General features: G+C 67.3%; 13 protein-coding genes. 3 read left to right on the top strand and 10 right to left on the bottom strand.

Annotated elements, in window-relative coordinates; translation table 11 throughout:
- Window positions 1-41 precede the first annotated feature (41 nt).
- Window positions 42-581 (bottom strand): inorganic diphosphatase, encoded by a 540-nt coding sequence (ppa, locus tag ACG04R_RS10460; RefSeq protein WP_394409251.1) that lies wholly within the window; start codon window positions 579-581, stop codon window positions 42-44.
- A gap of 153 nt (window positions 582-734) precedes the next feature.
- Here ppa and ACG04R_RS10455 point away from each other — a divergent pair, with 153 nt between their 5' ends.
- Together ACG04R_RS10455 and ACG04R_RS10450 are read left to right on the top strand one after the other, a co-directional pair.
- On the top strand, window positions 735-2,912 hold the full coding sequence (locus tag ACG04R_RS10455) for a sodium-translocating pyrophosphatase (RefSeq protein ID WP_394409248.1): 2,178 nt from the start codon (window positions 735-737) through the stop codon (window positions 2,910-2,912).
- 74 nt (window positions 2,913-2,986) lie between these two features.
- Window positions 2,987-3,838 carry a J domain-containing protein gene (locus ACG04R_RS10450; protein ID WP_394409245.1) on the top strand — a complete coding sequence of 284 codons (852 nt, stop codon included), beginning with the start codon at window positions 2,987-2,989 and terminating at the stop codon, window positions 3,836-3,838.
- Window positions 3,839-3,850: 12 nt separating this feature from the next.
- Here the strand turns inward: ACG04R_RS10450 and ACG04R_RS10445 are convergent, their stop codons facing one another.
- From ACG04R_RS10445 to ACG04R_RS10435, 3 genes are read right to left on the bottom strand one after another with little or no spacing between them, the layout of a single operon-like run.
- Window positions 3,851-4,309: a hypothetical protein gene (locus ACG04R_RS10445; protein WP_394409242.1), complete on the bottom strand. Its 459-nt coding sequence runs from the start codon at window positions 4,307-4,309 to the stop codon at window positions 3,851-3,853.
- Window positions 4,309-7,047 (bottom strand): protein kinase domain-containing protein, encoded by a 2,739-nt coding sequence (locus ACG04R_RS10440; protein WP_394409239.1) that lies wholly within the window; start codon window positions 7,045-7,047, stop codon window positions 4,309-4,311. Before ACG04R_RS10440 ends, ACG04R_RS10445 begins: the two co-directional genes overlap by 1 nt.
- Window position 7,048: 1 nt before the next feature.
- On the bottom strand, window positions 7,049-7,600 hold the full coding sequence (locus ACG04R_RS10435) for an ECF-type sigma factor (RefSeq protein WP_394409236.1): 552 nt from the start codon (window positions 7,598-7,600) through the stop codon (window positions 7,049-7,051).
- Between the two features lie 207 nt (window positions 7,601-7,807).
- On the opposite strand from ACG04R_RS10435, the gene ACG04R_RS10430 reads away from it, so the two are divergent.
- A complete protein-coding gene (locus ACG04R_RS10430) occupies window positions 7,808-8,317 on the top strand; it encodes a diguanylate cyclase (RefSeq protein WP_394409233.1) in 510 nt (169 codons plus the stop codon).
- Window positions 8,318-8,328: 11 nt separating this feature from the next.
- On the opposite strand, the gene ACG04R_RS10425 is transcribed toward ACG04R_RS10430, so the two are convergent.
- The 6 genes from ACG04R_RS10425 to ACG04R_RS10400 form a co-directional block, all read right to left on the bottom strand.
- Window positions 8,329-9,036, bottom strand: a complete 708-nt coding sequence (locus tag ACG04R_RS10425; RefSeq protein ID WP_394409230.1) for an ABC transporter ATP-binding protein — start codon at window positions 9,034-9,036, stop codon at window positions 8,329-8,331.
- An 82-nt stretch (window positions 9,037-9,118) separates the two neighbouring features.
- A complete protein-coding gene (locus ACG04R_RS10420; protein WP_394409227.1) occupies window positions 9,119-9,880 on the bottom strand; it encodes an ABC transporter ATP-binding protein in 762 nt (253 codons plus the stop codon).
- The gene (locus ACG04R_RS10415; RefSeq protein WP_394409224.1) at window positions 9,877-11,172 is read right to left on the bottom strand and encodes a branched-chain amino acid ABC transporter permease; all 1,296 of its coding nucleotides are present in this window, start codon (window positions 11,170-11,172) and stop codon (window positions 9,877-9,879) included. The genes ACG04R_RS10420 and ACG04R_RS10415 overlap by 4 nt, the downstream gene beginning before the upstream one ends.
- A complete protein-coding gene (locus tag ACG04R_RS10410; RefSeq protein ID WP_394409621.1) occupies window positions 11,172-12,131 on the bottom strand; it encodes a branched-chain amino acid ABC transporter permease in 960 nt (319 codons plus the stop codon). Before ACG04R_RS10410 ends, ACG04R_RS10415 begins: the two co-directional genes overlap by 1 nt.
- Before the next feature lie 199 nt (window positions 12,132-12,330).
- The gene (locus ACG04R_RS10405; RefSeq protein WP_394409221.1) at window positions 12,331-13,584 is read right to left on the bottom strand and encodes a branched-chain amino acid ABC transporter substrate-binding protein; all 1,254 of its coding nucleotides are present in this window, start codon (window positions 13,582-13,584) and stop codon (window positions 12,331-12,333) included.
- A gap of 53 nt (window positions 13,585-13,637) precedes the next feature.
- A complete protein-coding gene (locus ACG04R_RS10400; protein ID WP_394409218.1) occupies window positions 13,638-15,284 on the bottom strand; it encodes a 3-(methylthio)propionyl-CoA ligase in 1,647 nt (548 codons plus the stop codon).
- Between the last annotated feature and the right edge of the window lie 43 nt (window positions 15,285-15,327).

The raw sequence follows: 15,327 nt of genomic DNA, 5'->3' as shown, positions 1-15,327 counted from the left end.
CCGCGGAGGCGGCGTCTTCGTGCGCAAGGGCGGCGAGCCGCTTACTTCTGCTCGGCCTTGGCGTAGTTGGCCATGCCCTCGGCGATTTCCGACTTAGCCTTCTCCGGGCCTTCCCAGCCCTTGACCTTGACCCACTTGTTGGGCTCCAGATCCTTGTAGTGCTCGAAGAAGTGCTGGATGGCCTTCAGGCGCATCTGGTTCACGTCCTCGATCTTCTCCCAGTGGCTGTACATGGGCAGGATCTTGTTGGTCGGCACAGCCAGCAGCTTGGCGTCGCCACCGGCTTCGTCGTCCATCATCAACACGCCCAGCGGGCGGCAGGTCACGACGACGCCAGGCGTCAGCGCGAACGGGGTGATGACCAGCACATCGACCGGGTCGCCATCGTCGGCCAGCGTGCGGGGGATGTAGCCGTAGTTGCACGGGTAGTACATCGGCGTGGTCAGGAAACGGTCCACGAACAGGGCCCCGCTGTCCTTGTCGACCTCGTACTTGATCGGGTCGGCATTCATCGGGATCTCGATGATGACGTTGAACTCGTCGGGCGCCTTGGCGCCGGGGGTCACGTTGTGCAGGCTCATGGTCGTCTTCTAGGGGTCAAGGAAAACCCGCATTCTAGTTTTGCTGGTAAACGCTCCCCTTACGGCGCAAGACCCGCCCTTAAGCTCCGCCGCGCAGGCCCCTCGCAGCCCGCGTGGGCCCACCAGATCACACGCACCTGAGGAGACGAATACATGTCGACGGAGATGGCGCTGTATTTCGCGCTGGCTTGTGGCCTCGCGGCCGTTCTTTATGGCTTCATCCAGCGCAGCTGGATCTTGAGCCAAGACGCGGGCAATGCCCGCATGCAGGAGATCGCCACGGCGATCCAGCAAGGTGCTGCCGCCTACCTGGGCCGGCAGTACCGCACCATCGCCATCGTCGGCGTCGTGCTGGCCATCGCCATCGCGGTGTCGGGCCTGGGCACGACGACGGCCATCGGCTTCGTCGTCGGCGCGGTGCTCTCGGGCATCTGCGGCTTCATCGGCATGAACATCTCGGTGCGCGCCAACGTGCGTACCGCGCAGGCCGCCACCAAGGGCATCGGCCCGGCGCTGGACGTGGCCTTCAAGGGCGGCGCCATCACCGGCATGCTGGTGGTGGGCCTGGGCCTGCTGGGCGTCGGCGGCTTCTACCTGGCCATCGGCGGCGGACATGACAGCACGGCGCTCAAGCCCATGCTGGGCCTGGCCTTCGGCTCGTCCTTGATCTCGATCTTCGCCCGCCTGGGCGGCGGCATCTTCACGAAGGGCGCGGACGTCGGCGCCGACTTGGTGGGCAAGGTCGAGGCCGGCATCCCCGAGGACGACCCGCGCAACCCGGCTGTCATCGCCGACAACGTGGGCGACAACGTCGGCGACTGCGCCGGCATGGCCGCCGACCTGTTCGAGACCTACGCCGTCACGCTGATCGCCGCCATGGCGCTCGGCGCGCTGATGGTGACGGGCGCTTCGGCCGCGGCCGGGGTCATCTACCCGCTGGCGCTGGGCGGCGTGTCCATCATCGCGTCCATCATCGGCTGCTACTTCGTCAAGGCCAGCGAGGGCATGAAGAACGTGATGCCGGCCCTCTACAAGGGCCTCATCGTCGCCGGCGTGCTGAGCCTGATCGCGTTCTTCTTCGTGACCCGGGCGATGTTCCCCGGCGACATCGAGCTGAGCAACGGCGGCACCACCAGCGCGATGGCGCTGTTCGGCGCCTGCACCGTGGGCCTGGTGCTGACGGCGGCGATGGTGTGGATCACCGAGTACTACACCGGCACGCAGTACCACCCGGTGCAGCACGTCGCACAGGCCTCCACCACCGGCCACGGCACCAACGTCATCGCGGGCCTGGGCGTGTCGATGAAGTCCACCGCCTTTCCGGTGCTGTTCGTCTGCGCCGCCATCTACGCAGCCTACGCGCTGGCGGGCCTGTACGGCATCGCCGTCGCGGCCACGTCCATGCTCAGCATGGCCGGCATCGTCGTCGCGCTGGACGCCTACGGCCCCATCACCGACAACGCCGGCGGCATCGCCGAGATGGCAGAGCTGCCTGACAGCGTGCGCGACATCACCGACCCGCTGGACGCCGTCGGCAACACGACCAAGGCCGTCACCAAGGGCTACGCGATCGGCTCGGCCGGCCTCGCGGCGCTGGTGCTGTTCGCAGACTACACGCACGCGCTGGAAGCGCGCGGCATGCATGTGCGCTTCGACCTGTCGGACCACTACGTCATCCTGGGCCTGTTCATCGGCGGCCTCATCCCCTACCTCTTCGGCGCGATGGCCATGGAAGCCGTGGGGCGCGCGGCGGGTGCCGTCGTCATAGAGGTGCGCAAGCAATTCGCCGATGGCGCCATCATGGCCGGCCAGCGCAAGCCCGAGTACGGCGCGGCGGTCGACATGCTGACCACGGCGGCCATCAAGGAAATGATCGTCCCGTCGCTGCTGCCCGTGGCCGCGCCCATCATCGTGGGCCTCGTCCTCGGCCCGGCCGCGCTGGGCGGCCTGCTGATGGGCACCATCGTCACCGGCCTGTTCGTCGGCATCTCGATGTGCACCGGCGGCGGCGCCTGGGACAACGCCAAGAAGCTCATCGAGGAAGGCTTCACCGACGACAAGGGCCAACTGCACAAGAAGGGCGGCGAGGCGCACAAGGCCGCCGTCACCGGCGACACCGTGGGCGACCCCTACAAGGACACCGCGGGCCCGGCCGTCAATCCGCTGATCAAGATCATCAACATCGTGGCCCTGCTGATCGTGCCGCTGCTGCCCATGTCGGCCGGCAGCCACGAACCCACGCCCGCACCGGCGGCGGCCACCGTGGCCGCGGAGCCTGCCGCGCCGGCCGCCAGCATGGCCGAGCTGCCGGCCTCGGCCGCGTCGCAGTAAATCGAGGTAAATCCCTCCCAGATCGGCCTGCTCGCAGGCCGATTTGCATTGGGGCGCAGGGCAGAATCGGGCCCATGGCGAGTACGGCGATCACAAGGCATGAACTGACGCGACGACGCGAGCAGTTGCAGGATCTCCAGCGCTACCTCGCCGTCGTCGAGGCTGACCATGACGGCGCCCGCGCCAAGCTGCTGGGCTTCCGGCTGCGCTACCTGGAGGCGTTAGGCCCGCTGATGCGCGAGCTGGACGAGCTGGAAGCGCAACTGCAGCAGGCCACCACCCTGCTGTCCGAGGCGCTGCAACGCCAGGGCGTGGACGCCCCGCTACCTAGCGTGCCGAAGGCCAGAGCCTGGCCTGACATCCCAGCCCTGCCTGACCCGGTGCCGCTGCCGCCCGAACCCACAGGCCCGATGACCGATCTGCCGCCGCCCAGCCTGAAGACGCTGTACCGGCGCGCCGCGATGCGCTTCCACCCCGACCTGGCGCCCTCGGGCCCCGAGCGCGAGGTCTGCGAGCAACGCATGATGGTCGTCAACGAGGCCTACGCCAACGGCGACCGCGCCAGGCTGGAAAGCCTGCTGCTGGCCGCAGGCGAACTGCCGGAGAAAGTCATCGGCGGCCCCGCCGACGCCGTGCGCGCCTGGCTGGGCCTGTGCGAGCACATGGTGCAAGGCCGCATCCGCATCGTGCAGGCGCAGACGCTGGTGCTGCAGAACCTGCAGATGCACCAGCTGCGCGTTGCCATCGAACGGGCCGAAGCCGGCGGCATGAAGCCGCTGGACATCATGGCCAACCGGCTGCGCGCCCAGATCGCGGAACGCCGCCAGGAGCTCTACATCGGCGAACGCGTGGGCGGCGATGCGAGGCTGGCGGCGGATTTCTTGAGGAAGCGGTATCAGCGGGTGACCGGGCTCGGTCTGGGCTGATCCGTTGCCGTATCAGACGTCGTTGTTGTGCACGACAGGATCAGCGCTTGAGTAAAGGCAGGTCTCAGTGCCCTGACTCGAGAAGATCAGCAGGATTCCCTGGGTAATGATCTCCTCGGTAGGCATTTCCACGGCGACTTGATTGAAGGTGGCAGGCAAGAAGCTGGGGTCAATGATCGTGGTATCGACCCGGTCGGCAACGGCTCCGACCAGCAACCAGTGATCAAGCGTAGGCACATGCACAAAGATGACCTCACCGGCGTCCTGCGGAATGCTCAGTGGCCGCTTGGCCGGATTGCGACATTCGAAGTCAGTGAAGAAGGCACAGACTGCTCGCTTGGGGTCCAACGGGTCCTGGGTTGCCTGAACGTAGAAGACGTTCGTGCTCGCCTGGTTCTTGGCTTTGGCTTTGGCCTTAACTTTGGCTTTGGCCTTCGGATCCTTGGGGGTCTTTGCGTTTTGGGTCGGCATCAAGAAACTCCTGGTTCAGGGGGTGGTGGGGAAGTGGGTGGGAGCCGGGCCTGCGAGGCCAGCCAGTCCTGCAGCGCACGCGCCTCAGCCTCCTGATGAAGGCAGGCATGCGCCTTGGCCGCAACGCTGGTGAGTCCGGCATGCACTCGCAGCAATGGCCCGAGCGGTGCGGCCTGCAAGGTCGTTTGCAACGCGGAGCACCGTTGCCACCGCTCGGAAGCGTCGTCGGTCAGCTCTGTGGCCTGCAGCGCCAGGAGCTCGGCCATGGAGACGGCGACCTTGAGATCGCCTGGCGTTTTCGCCCAATCCGCCTTGATGAGCGCAAGGGGGGCGTCCACGCTCGCTCGCGCAGCGTGGCGGTCTCCAATCAGCAGCAGCGCGCGCGCGTTCAATCCGGCCAACTCGGCACGCAACGGATGCAGGCGGGGCGACGGCGGCCTGTCCCCTTCCAGCAACGCCAATCGATTCACCAATTCGCCAACGGCTCGCGACGAAGGGGCAGGGTTGGCAAGCAGCCGGGTGGATTCAGCGCGGATCAATCCGAACGCCCAGGACCGGTTGTTCGGATCAAGTTCCGTCAAGCTGCGAAATGTGCGAACCGCCTGCTCTGCAAATGGCTCGGCCTCGCTGGAGCGCTTCGCTCGCACCAGCACGTCGGCCAGCGTCCTGGCGCTGTTGCCCAAGCTCTCCTGCCAGGCTTGACCCGCGGATGGGCGGACCAACAGACTTCTGGCCTGATCCAGCGCTTGCCGGAACACGTGCTCCGCCTGCACGAGGCGCCCGCGCTGGGTCAAGGTCGAACCAAGCCAGCTCAATGTCTCCACCCGCGCCGATTGCAGATCCGCATCCTCCGGGCGCCGCAGCAGTACGCGCGTCATCTCTGCCGCCGAGTGCTCAAACCGCTCTTCAGCATCGGCAAGTCGTCCTTGATCCAGCGACAAGATGCCAAGGTTGTTGTCTGCATAGGCCAGCTCGGCCTGCGCATCCAGGCTCTTGGGGTCGGCAGTCAACCACTTCTCGCTGACTTCCCGGTAACGGCCCCAAACCTCCGTCGCCGCGTCAAACCGCCTCTGCGTATACGCCACATGCCCCAACCAGAACGCCGCCTGCCCCTGAGCCTTGCGCCAGTCGGCCAGCATCCCGGGCCTCGGCGGGTCTGCTTGCAGCAAGGCATTGGCGGCCTTCAGCGGCTCGATGGCTGAATCCAGCTCGCGCTTGGACACCCTGACCTCGCCGATGACTGTCAGCGCCTTGGCCCGCTGCAACCGTTCCACCGGCCCGGCCTGCGGGTCTTCGGCCAGGAAGCTCAGCGACTTGCTGCCCACGCTGTCCAGCAGTTCCAGTCGGCCAATGGGGCGGAGCTTGTCGGCGAACTCGCCGAGCATGTAGCTCAGCAGGTCTTCGGCCTGGTGGCGGCGGACCTGGGCTTGTTGTTCGGCGGCTTCCGCGCGCCGCGCCTGCAGCGCGCTGACGGTCGTCAGGCCCACCAGCGCCAGCACCGCCACCGAGCCGGCAGCCACCGCCAGCCGGTGCCGTCGCACGAAGCGGTTCAGCACATAGAGCCGGCTGTCGCGCCGCGCCCGGATGGGTTCGTGGGCCAGCCAGCGCTGCAGGTCGTCGGCCAGCGCCTGGGCGTTGGCGTAGCGCTCGGCGGGTGACTTCTTCAGCGCCTTGGCGACGATGGTGTCGAGGTCGCCGCTGAGCTGGCGGGCCTGACGGGCGATGACCTCGTCGTCCTGGCGAGCCGCCACATCGGACAGCCGCTTGGGCACCAGTTCGACCACGGCCTTGAGGCGGTCGAGCTGGGTCTGCGTGTCGTCGGCCGTCGGGTGGCTGCCGCCCAGCAGCAGGTAGAGCAGCACGCCTAGCGCGTAGACGTCGGTGGCCGTCGTCACGTCGGCCTGCTGCACCTGCTCGGGCGCGGCGAACTGCGGCGTGAAGGCGCTGCCGGCGCGCTGCGTCAGCTCGGTGGCGGCTGCGCCCTCGCTCGCTTCGGCGGCGTCGGCCAGCAGCTTGGCGATGCCGAAGTCCAGCAGCTTCACGTCGCCCTGCTCGGTGACGAGGATGTTGCTGGGCTTCAGGTCGCGGTGCAGGATGAGCCTCGCGTGGGCGTGGGCCACGGCGGCCAGCACGTCCAGGAAGAGGCGCACGCGGGACTCGACATCGAGCTTGCGCAGCCGGCAGTAGACGTCGATGGGCCGGCCGTCCACGTACTCCAGCACGAGGTAGGGCTGGTCGCCGCGGTGCACGCCGGCATCCAGCAACCGGGCGATGTGCGGGTGGGACAGCCGCGCGAGGATCTCGCCCTCGCGGGCGAAGCGGCCCGCGTCGCCGCTGCCGAGCAGGCCCGACGTGAGGAACTTGACCGCCACCCGGCCCTCGAAGCGGCCGTCGGCGCGCCGCGCCAGCCAGACGGTGCCCATGCCGCCCTGCCCCAGCGGACGCTCCAGCACGTAGGGGCCGACGGCCTGGCCTGTGAGGTCGGGCGGCGCCTCGGGCTCGTCGCCGGGCGCGGAGGCCAGCGCCTCGTGCCATTGGGCAACGACCGGCTCGTTCATGAACCCCTGCTCCTCCAGCCCGTCGGCATGGGCCAGCAGCTGGCGCAGCTGGTTGGCGGTGTCGGCGTCGTCGGCCTGCAGCCGGGCCAGGCGCGCGTCGCGCGCGGGCGGGTCCAGGTCCAGCAACTCGTCCAGCAAGGGGCTCAGCGACAGCCAGCGTTGCTTGTCGAGCGCGCCCATGTCAACTCAGGCTCATGGAAAGAAACAGCCGTGCCTTCTGCCAGTCGCGCTGCACAGTGCGCTCGGTGACGCCCAGCGCCTCGGCAATCTCCTGCTCGCGCAGGCCGGCGAAGTAGCGCATCTCGACAACCTGCGCCAGGCGCGGCTCGACCCGCGCCAGCTCGTCCAGCGCCTCGTGCACACGCAGCAGGTCGGCGTCGCCCTGGGGGATCTGCTCGGCGATGGCGGTGTCCAGTGTCAGGTGTTGCTGGCCGCCGCCCCGGCGCTCGGCCTGGCGGGCGCGCACGAGGTCGATGACGACGGAACGCATGGCCTGGGCGGCATAGGCGAGGAAGTGGCGCCGGTCCGGGAAATCCGCGCCGTTGGCACCAGCCAGGCGCATCCAGGCCTCGTGCACCAAGGCGGTGGTGTCCAGCAGCGTGAGGTGACCCGCCTGCCGCACGTGCCGGCGCGCCAGGCGCTGGAGATCCGCATAGAGCTGCGCCACCACCTGGTCGGCGGCGGCTCGGTCGCCCTGGCGGGCGGACTGCAGCAGTTGGGTGATCTCTTGCACCGGCCGGACTCTAACGGTTCAGGGTGTCGGGGCAGCGCCGCCGGGCAGGGGGTTTCCGGAAAGGCGAAGAATTTTTTTCGTGCGCGATGTCGTATTCGGCGCGAGGACGTCGTTCTTGAAAGGGAGAGCCGCGCAAAGCGGATCAGGGAGGCAGGCAAAGCCTGTGCCGCGCCCGGCTCTCATCCCTTCCCTACTGCGCCCGACACCATGTCCCAAGCCCAGATGATTGCCAGTGACCCGACCGCCTCCGCCTCCGCCCGCGGCTGCTTCACCGCCCCCCTGCCCCGCGTGGACTCGCTCGCCTCATTGGGGCTGCGCGTGTCGCGACTGTTCGCCCAGTGCCGCCGCGAGAGCGGGCAGATGGCGATGCTGTGGGTCGATGTCGACATGCTGGCCCGGCCTGGCGAGGCCCTGACCGGCGAGCCGCGTGACAGCCTGATCCAGGCCGTCAGCCAGCGCCTGCGCAACCGCGTCCGCGGCGCTGACGAGGTGCTGCGCGTGGGCGAGCACAGCTTTGCCGTGCTGTTGATGGCGGCCGGCTCGCTGGAGGCAGACATCGTCGAGGAACGACTGATGCAGGCCATGCGCGGCACCTACGGCGTGGACGAGCGCGTCATGCACGTCGGCGTGCGGATGGGCCGCGCGCTGTTCCCGGAGCATGGCCGCAACGGCACGGAGCTGGCGGAAGTGGCCCGCCGCCAAGCCGGCGGGGCCTGAAGCCGGCGGCTTCAGACCTCCAGCCACTCCTTGCGGATGTAGGCGTTGCCGCGCAGCTCAGCCGGCGTGCCCTCGAAGACGATGCGGCCGTGGCCCATCACGTAGCAGCGCTCGGAGATCTCCAGCGCGATGGCGAGCTTCTGCTCGACCAGCAGCACAGCGATGCCGCGGCGCTGCAGCTCCTTCAGGTACTCGGCCACCAGCTCGACGATCTTGGGCGCCAGGCCCTCGGTGGGTTCGTCGATCATGATGAGGTCGGGGTCGCCCATCAGCGTGCGGCACAGCGTCAGCATCTGCTGCTCGCCGCCTGACAGCACGCCGGCCTCGGTGTGCTGGCGCTCCTTGAGCCGCGGGAACATGCGGTACATGTCGTCAAAGCTCCACCGAGGCTTCTTGGCCCCGGACTTCTCGCCCAGCAGCAGGTTCTGGTGGACGGTCAGCTTGGGGAAGATGTCGCGGTTCTCGGGCACGTAGCCGATGCCGAGGTGGGCGATCTCGTAGGCCTTGCGGCCCACCAGCTCCGTGTCGCCGAACTTGACCGAGCCCTTGGCATCGACCTGGCCCATGATGGTCTTGACCATCGTCGAGCGGCCCGCACCGTTGCGGCCCAGCAGGCTGACGATCTCGCCCGGGTTCACCTGCAGGCTGACGCCATGCAGCACATGGCTCTTGCCGTAGAAGGCGTGGAGGTTCTCCAGCCGCAGCGTGCGTCCCGTCATAGATGCCCCTCGCCTTGCGGGTACGCCAGGCGGTCCCCCGAGCGGACGCGCGCCGGCTTGGGAGCGGCCCTGCGCTCGGCGCTCATGCGTGCACCTCGGCGAGAACAGAGCCCAGATAGGCCTCCTGCACGCGCGCATTCGCGCGCACCGCGTCCGGGGTGTCGAAGGCGATGACCTCGCCGTAGACCAGCACGGCGATCTTGTCGGCCAGGCCGAAGACGACGCCCATGTCATGTTCCACGGTCAGCAGCGTCTTGCCCACCGTCACGTCACGGATCAGCTGGATGAAGCGCTTGGTTTCGCTCTTGCTCATGCCGGCCGTGGGTTCGTCCAGCAGGATGACGCTGGAGCCGCCGGCGATGGTGATGCCGATCTCCAGCGCGCGCGCCTCGGCATAGGTCAGGTTCATGGCCAGCACGTCACGGCGCTTGTCGAGCTTGATCATCTCCAGGATCTGCTCGGCACGGTCGTTCGCGTCGCGCAGGTCGGCGAGGAACTTCCAGAACGCGTAGCGGTGGCCCAGGCTCCACAGCACGGCGCACCGGATGTTCTCGAACACCGACAGCCGCGTGAACAGGTTGGACACCTGGAAGCTGCGCGACAGACCCTGGCGGTTGATCTCGTAGGGCTTGCGGCCATCGATGCGCGCGCCATGCAGGTGGATCTCACCCGACGTCGGCGCGAAGCGGCCGCTGATGAGGTTGAACAGCGTGCTCTTGCCGGCGCCGTTGGGGCCGATGATGGCCACGCGCTCGCTGGCCTGCACGGCCAGGTTGGCGCCGCGGATGATCTCGCTCTTGCCAAAGCTCTTGCGCACGTCGCGCAGTTCAAGCGCAAAACTCATAGGGCCTCCCTGCGCTTGATTTCCTTTTCGATGTCTTCCTGGATCTCGCCCCACTGCTGCACATAGTGCCGGCGCGCGACCTCGAAGAGCCCGATGCCGACGACCATCAGCCAGCCAGCGCCGAACCAGGCGTCCACGCCGGCACTGTTCAGCGTCGCGCCCATGAAGCGCAACTCGGGGCCCAGCGCCTCGTTGAGCTGTCGGTGGTAGACCATCTCGATCATGGCCGCCACGCCCACCAGCGCCGCCAGCGCCGAGCCGGCCAGCGCCAGGTAGGACGTCCAGATCTTGCCGAGCCTGCCGAACGCTGCCACGCGCAGGTTCATCAGGATGAGGCTGGCGACGCCACCCGGCGCGTACATGACCATGAACAGGAAGATCAGGCCCAGGTACAGCAGCCAGGCCTGGGTCAGCTCCGACAGCAGCACGCCGCAGATGACCATCAGCACCGCGCCGATGACGGGGCCGAAGAAGAACATCGCGCCGCCCAGGAAGGTGAACAGCAGGTAGGCGCCGGAGCGCGCCGCGTGCAGCACCTCGCCGTTGACAATCTCGGTGTTGATGGCACCCAGGCCGCCCGCGATGCCGGCGAAGAAGCCGGAGATCGTGAACGCGAGGAAGCGCACCCAGTGCGTGTCGTAGCCGATGAACTCCACCCGCTCGGGGTTGTCGCGCACCGCGTTCAGCATGCGGCCCAACGGCGTGCGCGTCAGCGCGAACATGGCCGCCGTGCAGACGAAGCAGTAGATCGCGACGAGGTAGTAGACCTGGATCTGCGGCCCGAACGTGATGCCCATGACCGCCTGACCGACGACGCGGTTGCTGGACACGCCGCCCTCGCCGCCTGAGAACTCCGGCAGCATCAGCGCCAGCGCATACACCAGCTCGCCGATGCCCAGCGTGATCATCGCGAACGGCGTGCCGGCCTTCTTGGTGGACACGTAGCCCAGCAACGCAGCCGCCACCATGCCGGCCAGGCCGCCCACCAGCGGCACCAGGCTGACCGGCAGGCCCAGCGTGCCGGCGCCCACCTGGTTCAACGCATGGATGGCCAGGAAGGCGCCCAGGCCGCTGTAGACCGCGTGGCCGAAACTCAGCATGCCGCCCTGCCCCAGCAGGATGTTGTAGGCCAGGCAGGCAATGATGCCGATGCCCATCTGCGTGAGCATGGTCTGCGCGAGGCCGCTGGTCCAGATGCGCGGCGCGACGAACAGGATCAGCGCGAACGCGCTCCAGACGACCCAGCGCCCGACGTTGTAGGGCTTGAAGTGGAATTCCTTCGCCGTTGCCATCAGTCTTCTCTCGTCCCGAGCAGGCCCTTGGGCCGGAAGATCAGGATCAGCACCATCAGCAGATAGGGCAGGATCTGGGCGACGTCCTTCAGCGCCAGACGCAGGACCGGGTAGCCGGGCGTGTCAGGCGTGACGGTGAAGCCGATGGCCGTCAGCGCCGATGCGAGCGACGCGTCCACCGTCAGCGGCAGCGTCTGCAGCAGGCCGATGACGATGGAGCCGACGAAGGCCCCCGCCAGCGAGCCGATGCCGCCAACCACCACGACGACGAAGATGATGGAGCCGACGATGGCCGCCATGTTGGGCTCGGTCACGAAGGTGATGCCCCCGATGACGCCGGCCAGCGCGGCCAGCGCGCAGCCGCTGCCGAACACCAGCATCAGCACGCGCGGCACGTTGTGCCCCAGCGACTCGACCATCTCCGGATGCGTCAGCGACGCCTGGATGACGAGGCCGACGCGCGTGCGCGTCAACAACAGCCACAGTGCCAGCAGCATCAGCAGCGCAACGAACATCATGAAGGCACGCGTGACCGGGAAGGTCGAGCACAGCGCGGCGGTGCACAGCTCCGGCGCGGCCTTGCCGAGCGCGAAGGACATGCCCTGCGTCGGCGACGAGATGATCGTGAACGCCGAACCCTGCAGCGCCTCCGGCGGCGTGAACGGCACGGCCGTGCGTCCCCAGACGAGCTGCACCAACTCCAGGATGACGTAGGACAGGCCGAAGGTGATGAGCAGCTCCGGCACGTGGCCGAACTTGTGCACTCGCCGCAGCGCGAAGCGCTCGAAGCCCGCCCCCATCAGCCCCACCATCAACGGCGCCAGCAGCAGCGCCGCCCAGAAGCCGACAACGCCCACCAGCGCGTAGGCCACGTAGGCCCCCACCATGTAGAAGCTGGCATGCGCGAAGTTCAGCACGCCCATCATGCTGAAGATCAGCGTGAGGCCCGAGCTGAGCATGAACAGCAGCAGGCCGGACGACAGGCCGTTCAGCAGGTTGATGAAGACTTGATCCAAGAAGCGACCCTCAGCAAAACCACGCTCCGGGCTGAGCCGGATTGCGTCGCGAGCAAGCCAAGGTTGGGTCGAAGCGCGGAGCCGTACACCCGTACGGCGAGCACTGCAGGCCCAAGATTGGCTTGCGCAGCAGCAAGACGGCTTAGCCGGGCCGCTTCATCTGGCAGGACGTGGGAGTCGACGAGACGTAGCTGTCGTACATCTTCACCGGCGCCAGCGTCATGCCCGTCTTCTCGGGGCTGTAGGGGTACTTGGCATCGGCCTTCTGCCAGACCGAGATGAACAGCGGCTGCTGCAGCTGGTGGTCGCTCTTGCGCATCGTCACCTCGCCGTTGAAGCTCTTGACGCTCAGGCCCTCCATCGCCGCGGCGACCTTGACCGGGTCCGTCGACTTGGCGTTGGCCATGGCCTGGCTCAGCATCGTGTAGATGTGCTGCACGCTGAGCGTGTACATGTCGTCGTTGAACTTCTTGTTGAACTCCTCGGCGTCCTTCTGAACCTGACCGCCCATGTTGTAGTGGCTGTAGGCCACCTGGAACACGCGGCCTGCGCCGCCGGTGCCCAGTGCCGTCGGCGTGCCGGTCACGCCGGTGTAGTAGGTGAAGAACTTGCCGTTGTAGCCGGCCTCGTTGGCGGCCTTGACCAGCAGCGCCAGGTCCGAGCCCCAGTTGCCGGTGATGACGGTGTCGGCGCCGCTGGCCTTGATCTTGGCGACGTAAGGCGCGAAGTCGCGCACCTGGGCCAGCGGGTGCAGGTCTTCGCCGACGATCTGGATGTCCGGGCGCTTGCGGGCCAGCATCTCCTTGGCGAACTTGGCGACCTGGTGGCCGTGGGCGTAGTTCTGGTTCAGCAGGAAGACCTTCTTGACGTCGGGCTGGTCCTTCATGAAGGTCGTCAGCGCCTCCATCTTCATGGACGTGTCGGCGTCGAAGCGGAAGTGCCAGTAGCTGCACTTGCTGTTGGTCAGGTCGGGGTCCACCGCCGAATAGTTCAGGTAGAGGATTTCCTTGCCGGGATTGCGCTCGTTGTGCTTGGTGACCGCGTCGCTCAACGCCAGTGCGACGCTGGAACCATTGCCCTGCATGATGTAGCGGATGCCCTGGTCGGCCGCGGCCTTCAGCAGGTTCAGCGACTCGGCGGGGCTGAGCTTGTTGTCGAAGGTGACGATCTCGAACTTGACGCCGGCCGGGTTGCTCTTGTTGGTCTTCTCGCCGAGGAACTGGAAGGTCTTGACCTGGTTCTGGCCCACCGGGCCCATCAGGCCGGAGAGCGCGTCGATGTAGGCCAGCTTGACCGTCTCGCCCTTCTGGGCGTGGGCGGCACCGGCCGCCAGCGCGAGGACGGCGGCGGCGCTCAGCGCACGCACGGGGAAGCGGGCCGAAGTGAAGTCGAACATGCTTGTCTCCTGGGGGTAAAGGCCTTGGGGCTCTGGTTTGACGGAACGGCGATTCAGGCGGTCGGCAGCTTGTGGCTGAGGAACTGTTCGCGCAGCTTGAGCTTCTGCAGCTTGCCGGTGGCGGTGTGGGGCAGCTCGGCGACGAAGACGACGTCGTCCGGAACCTGCCACTTGGCGATGCGGCCTTCGTAGAAAGCCAGCAGCTCCTCGCGCGTCAGCGCGGCGTCGGGCTTCTTCACGACGACCAGCAGCGGGCGCTCGTCCCACTTCGGATGGCGCGCCGCGATGACGGCCGCCTCGTGCACGGCCGGGTGGGCCATGGCGATGTTCTCGAGGTCGATGGAGCTGATCCATTCGCCACCGGACTTGATGACGTCCTTGCTGCGGTCGGTGATCTGCATGAAGCCGTCGGCGTCGATGGTGGCGACGTCGCCGGTCGGGAACCAGCCGGGCTCGCCGTCCACGCTGATCAGCGGCGATTCGTCGTGCTTGAAGTACTGGCTGATGACCCAGTGGCCGCGCACGACGAGATTGCCCGAAGCCTCTCCGTCCCACGGCAGCGAGCGCCCGTCGTCATCGATGATGGCCATGTCCACGCCGTAGATCACGCGGCCCTGCTTTTCCAGCAGGCGCTGCTGCGCCTCGGGCGGCAGGCCGAGCTGGCGCGTCGTCAGCTTGGACAGCGTGCCCAGCGGCGACATCTCCGTCATGCCCCAGGCGTGGATGACCTCGATGCCGAAGTCATGCTGCAGCGAGGCCATCATCGCCGGCGGACAGGCCGAACCGCCGATGACGGTGCGCTTGAAGGTCGAGAACTTGAGGTTGTTGGCCTTCACGTAGTTCAAGAGGCCCAGCCACACGGTCGGCACACCGGCGCTGAAGCTGATCTTCTCACCCTCGAACAGCTCGTACAGGCTCTTGCCGTCCAGGTGCGGGCCGGGGAACACCAGTTTGAAGCCCACCAGCGCCGCCGTGTACGGCAGGCCCCAGGCGTTGACGTGGAACATCGGCACCACCGGCAGCACGACATCGCGGCTGGAGCAATCCATCGCATCCGGCAGCGCAGCGGCGTAGGCATGCAGCAACGTCGAGCGATGGCTGTAGACGGCGCCCTTGGGATTGCCCGTGGTGCCGGACGTGTAGCAGATGCTGGAGGCCGTGTTCTCGTCGAACTGCGGCCAGGTGTAGTCACCGGTCTCGGCGTCCAGCAGGTCGTCGAAGCACAACAGGTCGGGAATGCTGCTGCTCGCCGGCATGTGGGCGCGCGATGTCATCAGCACGAAGTGCTGCACGCTCTTGAGCAGTGGCGCGATCTTCTCGACCAGTGGCAGGAAGGTCGCGTCGAAGCACAAGACGCGGTCCTCGGCATCGCTGGCGATCCAGACGATCTGCTCGGGGAACAGGCGCGGGTTGATCGTGTGGCAGACCAGGCCCGATCCTGACGTGCCGTAATAGATCTCGAGGTGCCGGTGGCCGTTCCAGGCCAGCGTGCCGACGCGGTCACCCGCCACGCAACCCAGCCGCGCAAAGGCCTGCGCGGCCTGGCGCGAACGGCGCGCGACCTCGCGCCAGTTGCTGCGGTGCAGGTCGCCCTCGACCCGCTTGCTGACGATCTCGGTCTCACCCGAATGCCGCTCGGCGTGCTTCAGCAACGACGAGATCAACAACGGCTCCGACATCATCCGGCCCGTCAATGCCATGCCTGTCTCCTGGCTGTCTTATCGGCCCAGTCTAGCCCGCGGT

This window comes from Pelomonas candidula (genome assembly GCF_043555985.1).
Taxonomy (GTDB): Bacteria; Pseudomonadota; Gammaproteobacteria; order Burkholderiales; family Burkholderiaceae_C; genus Pelomonas; species Pelomonas candidula.
Note: the sequence above shows the minus strand (reverse complement) of the source record. Positions and strands in the feature narration are given on the sequence as shown.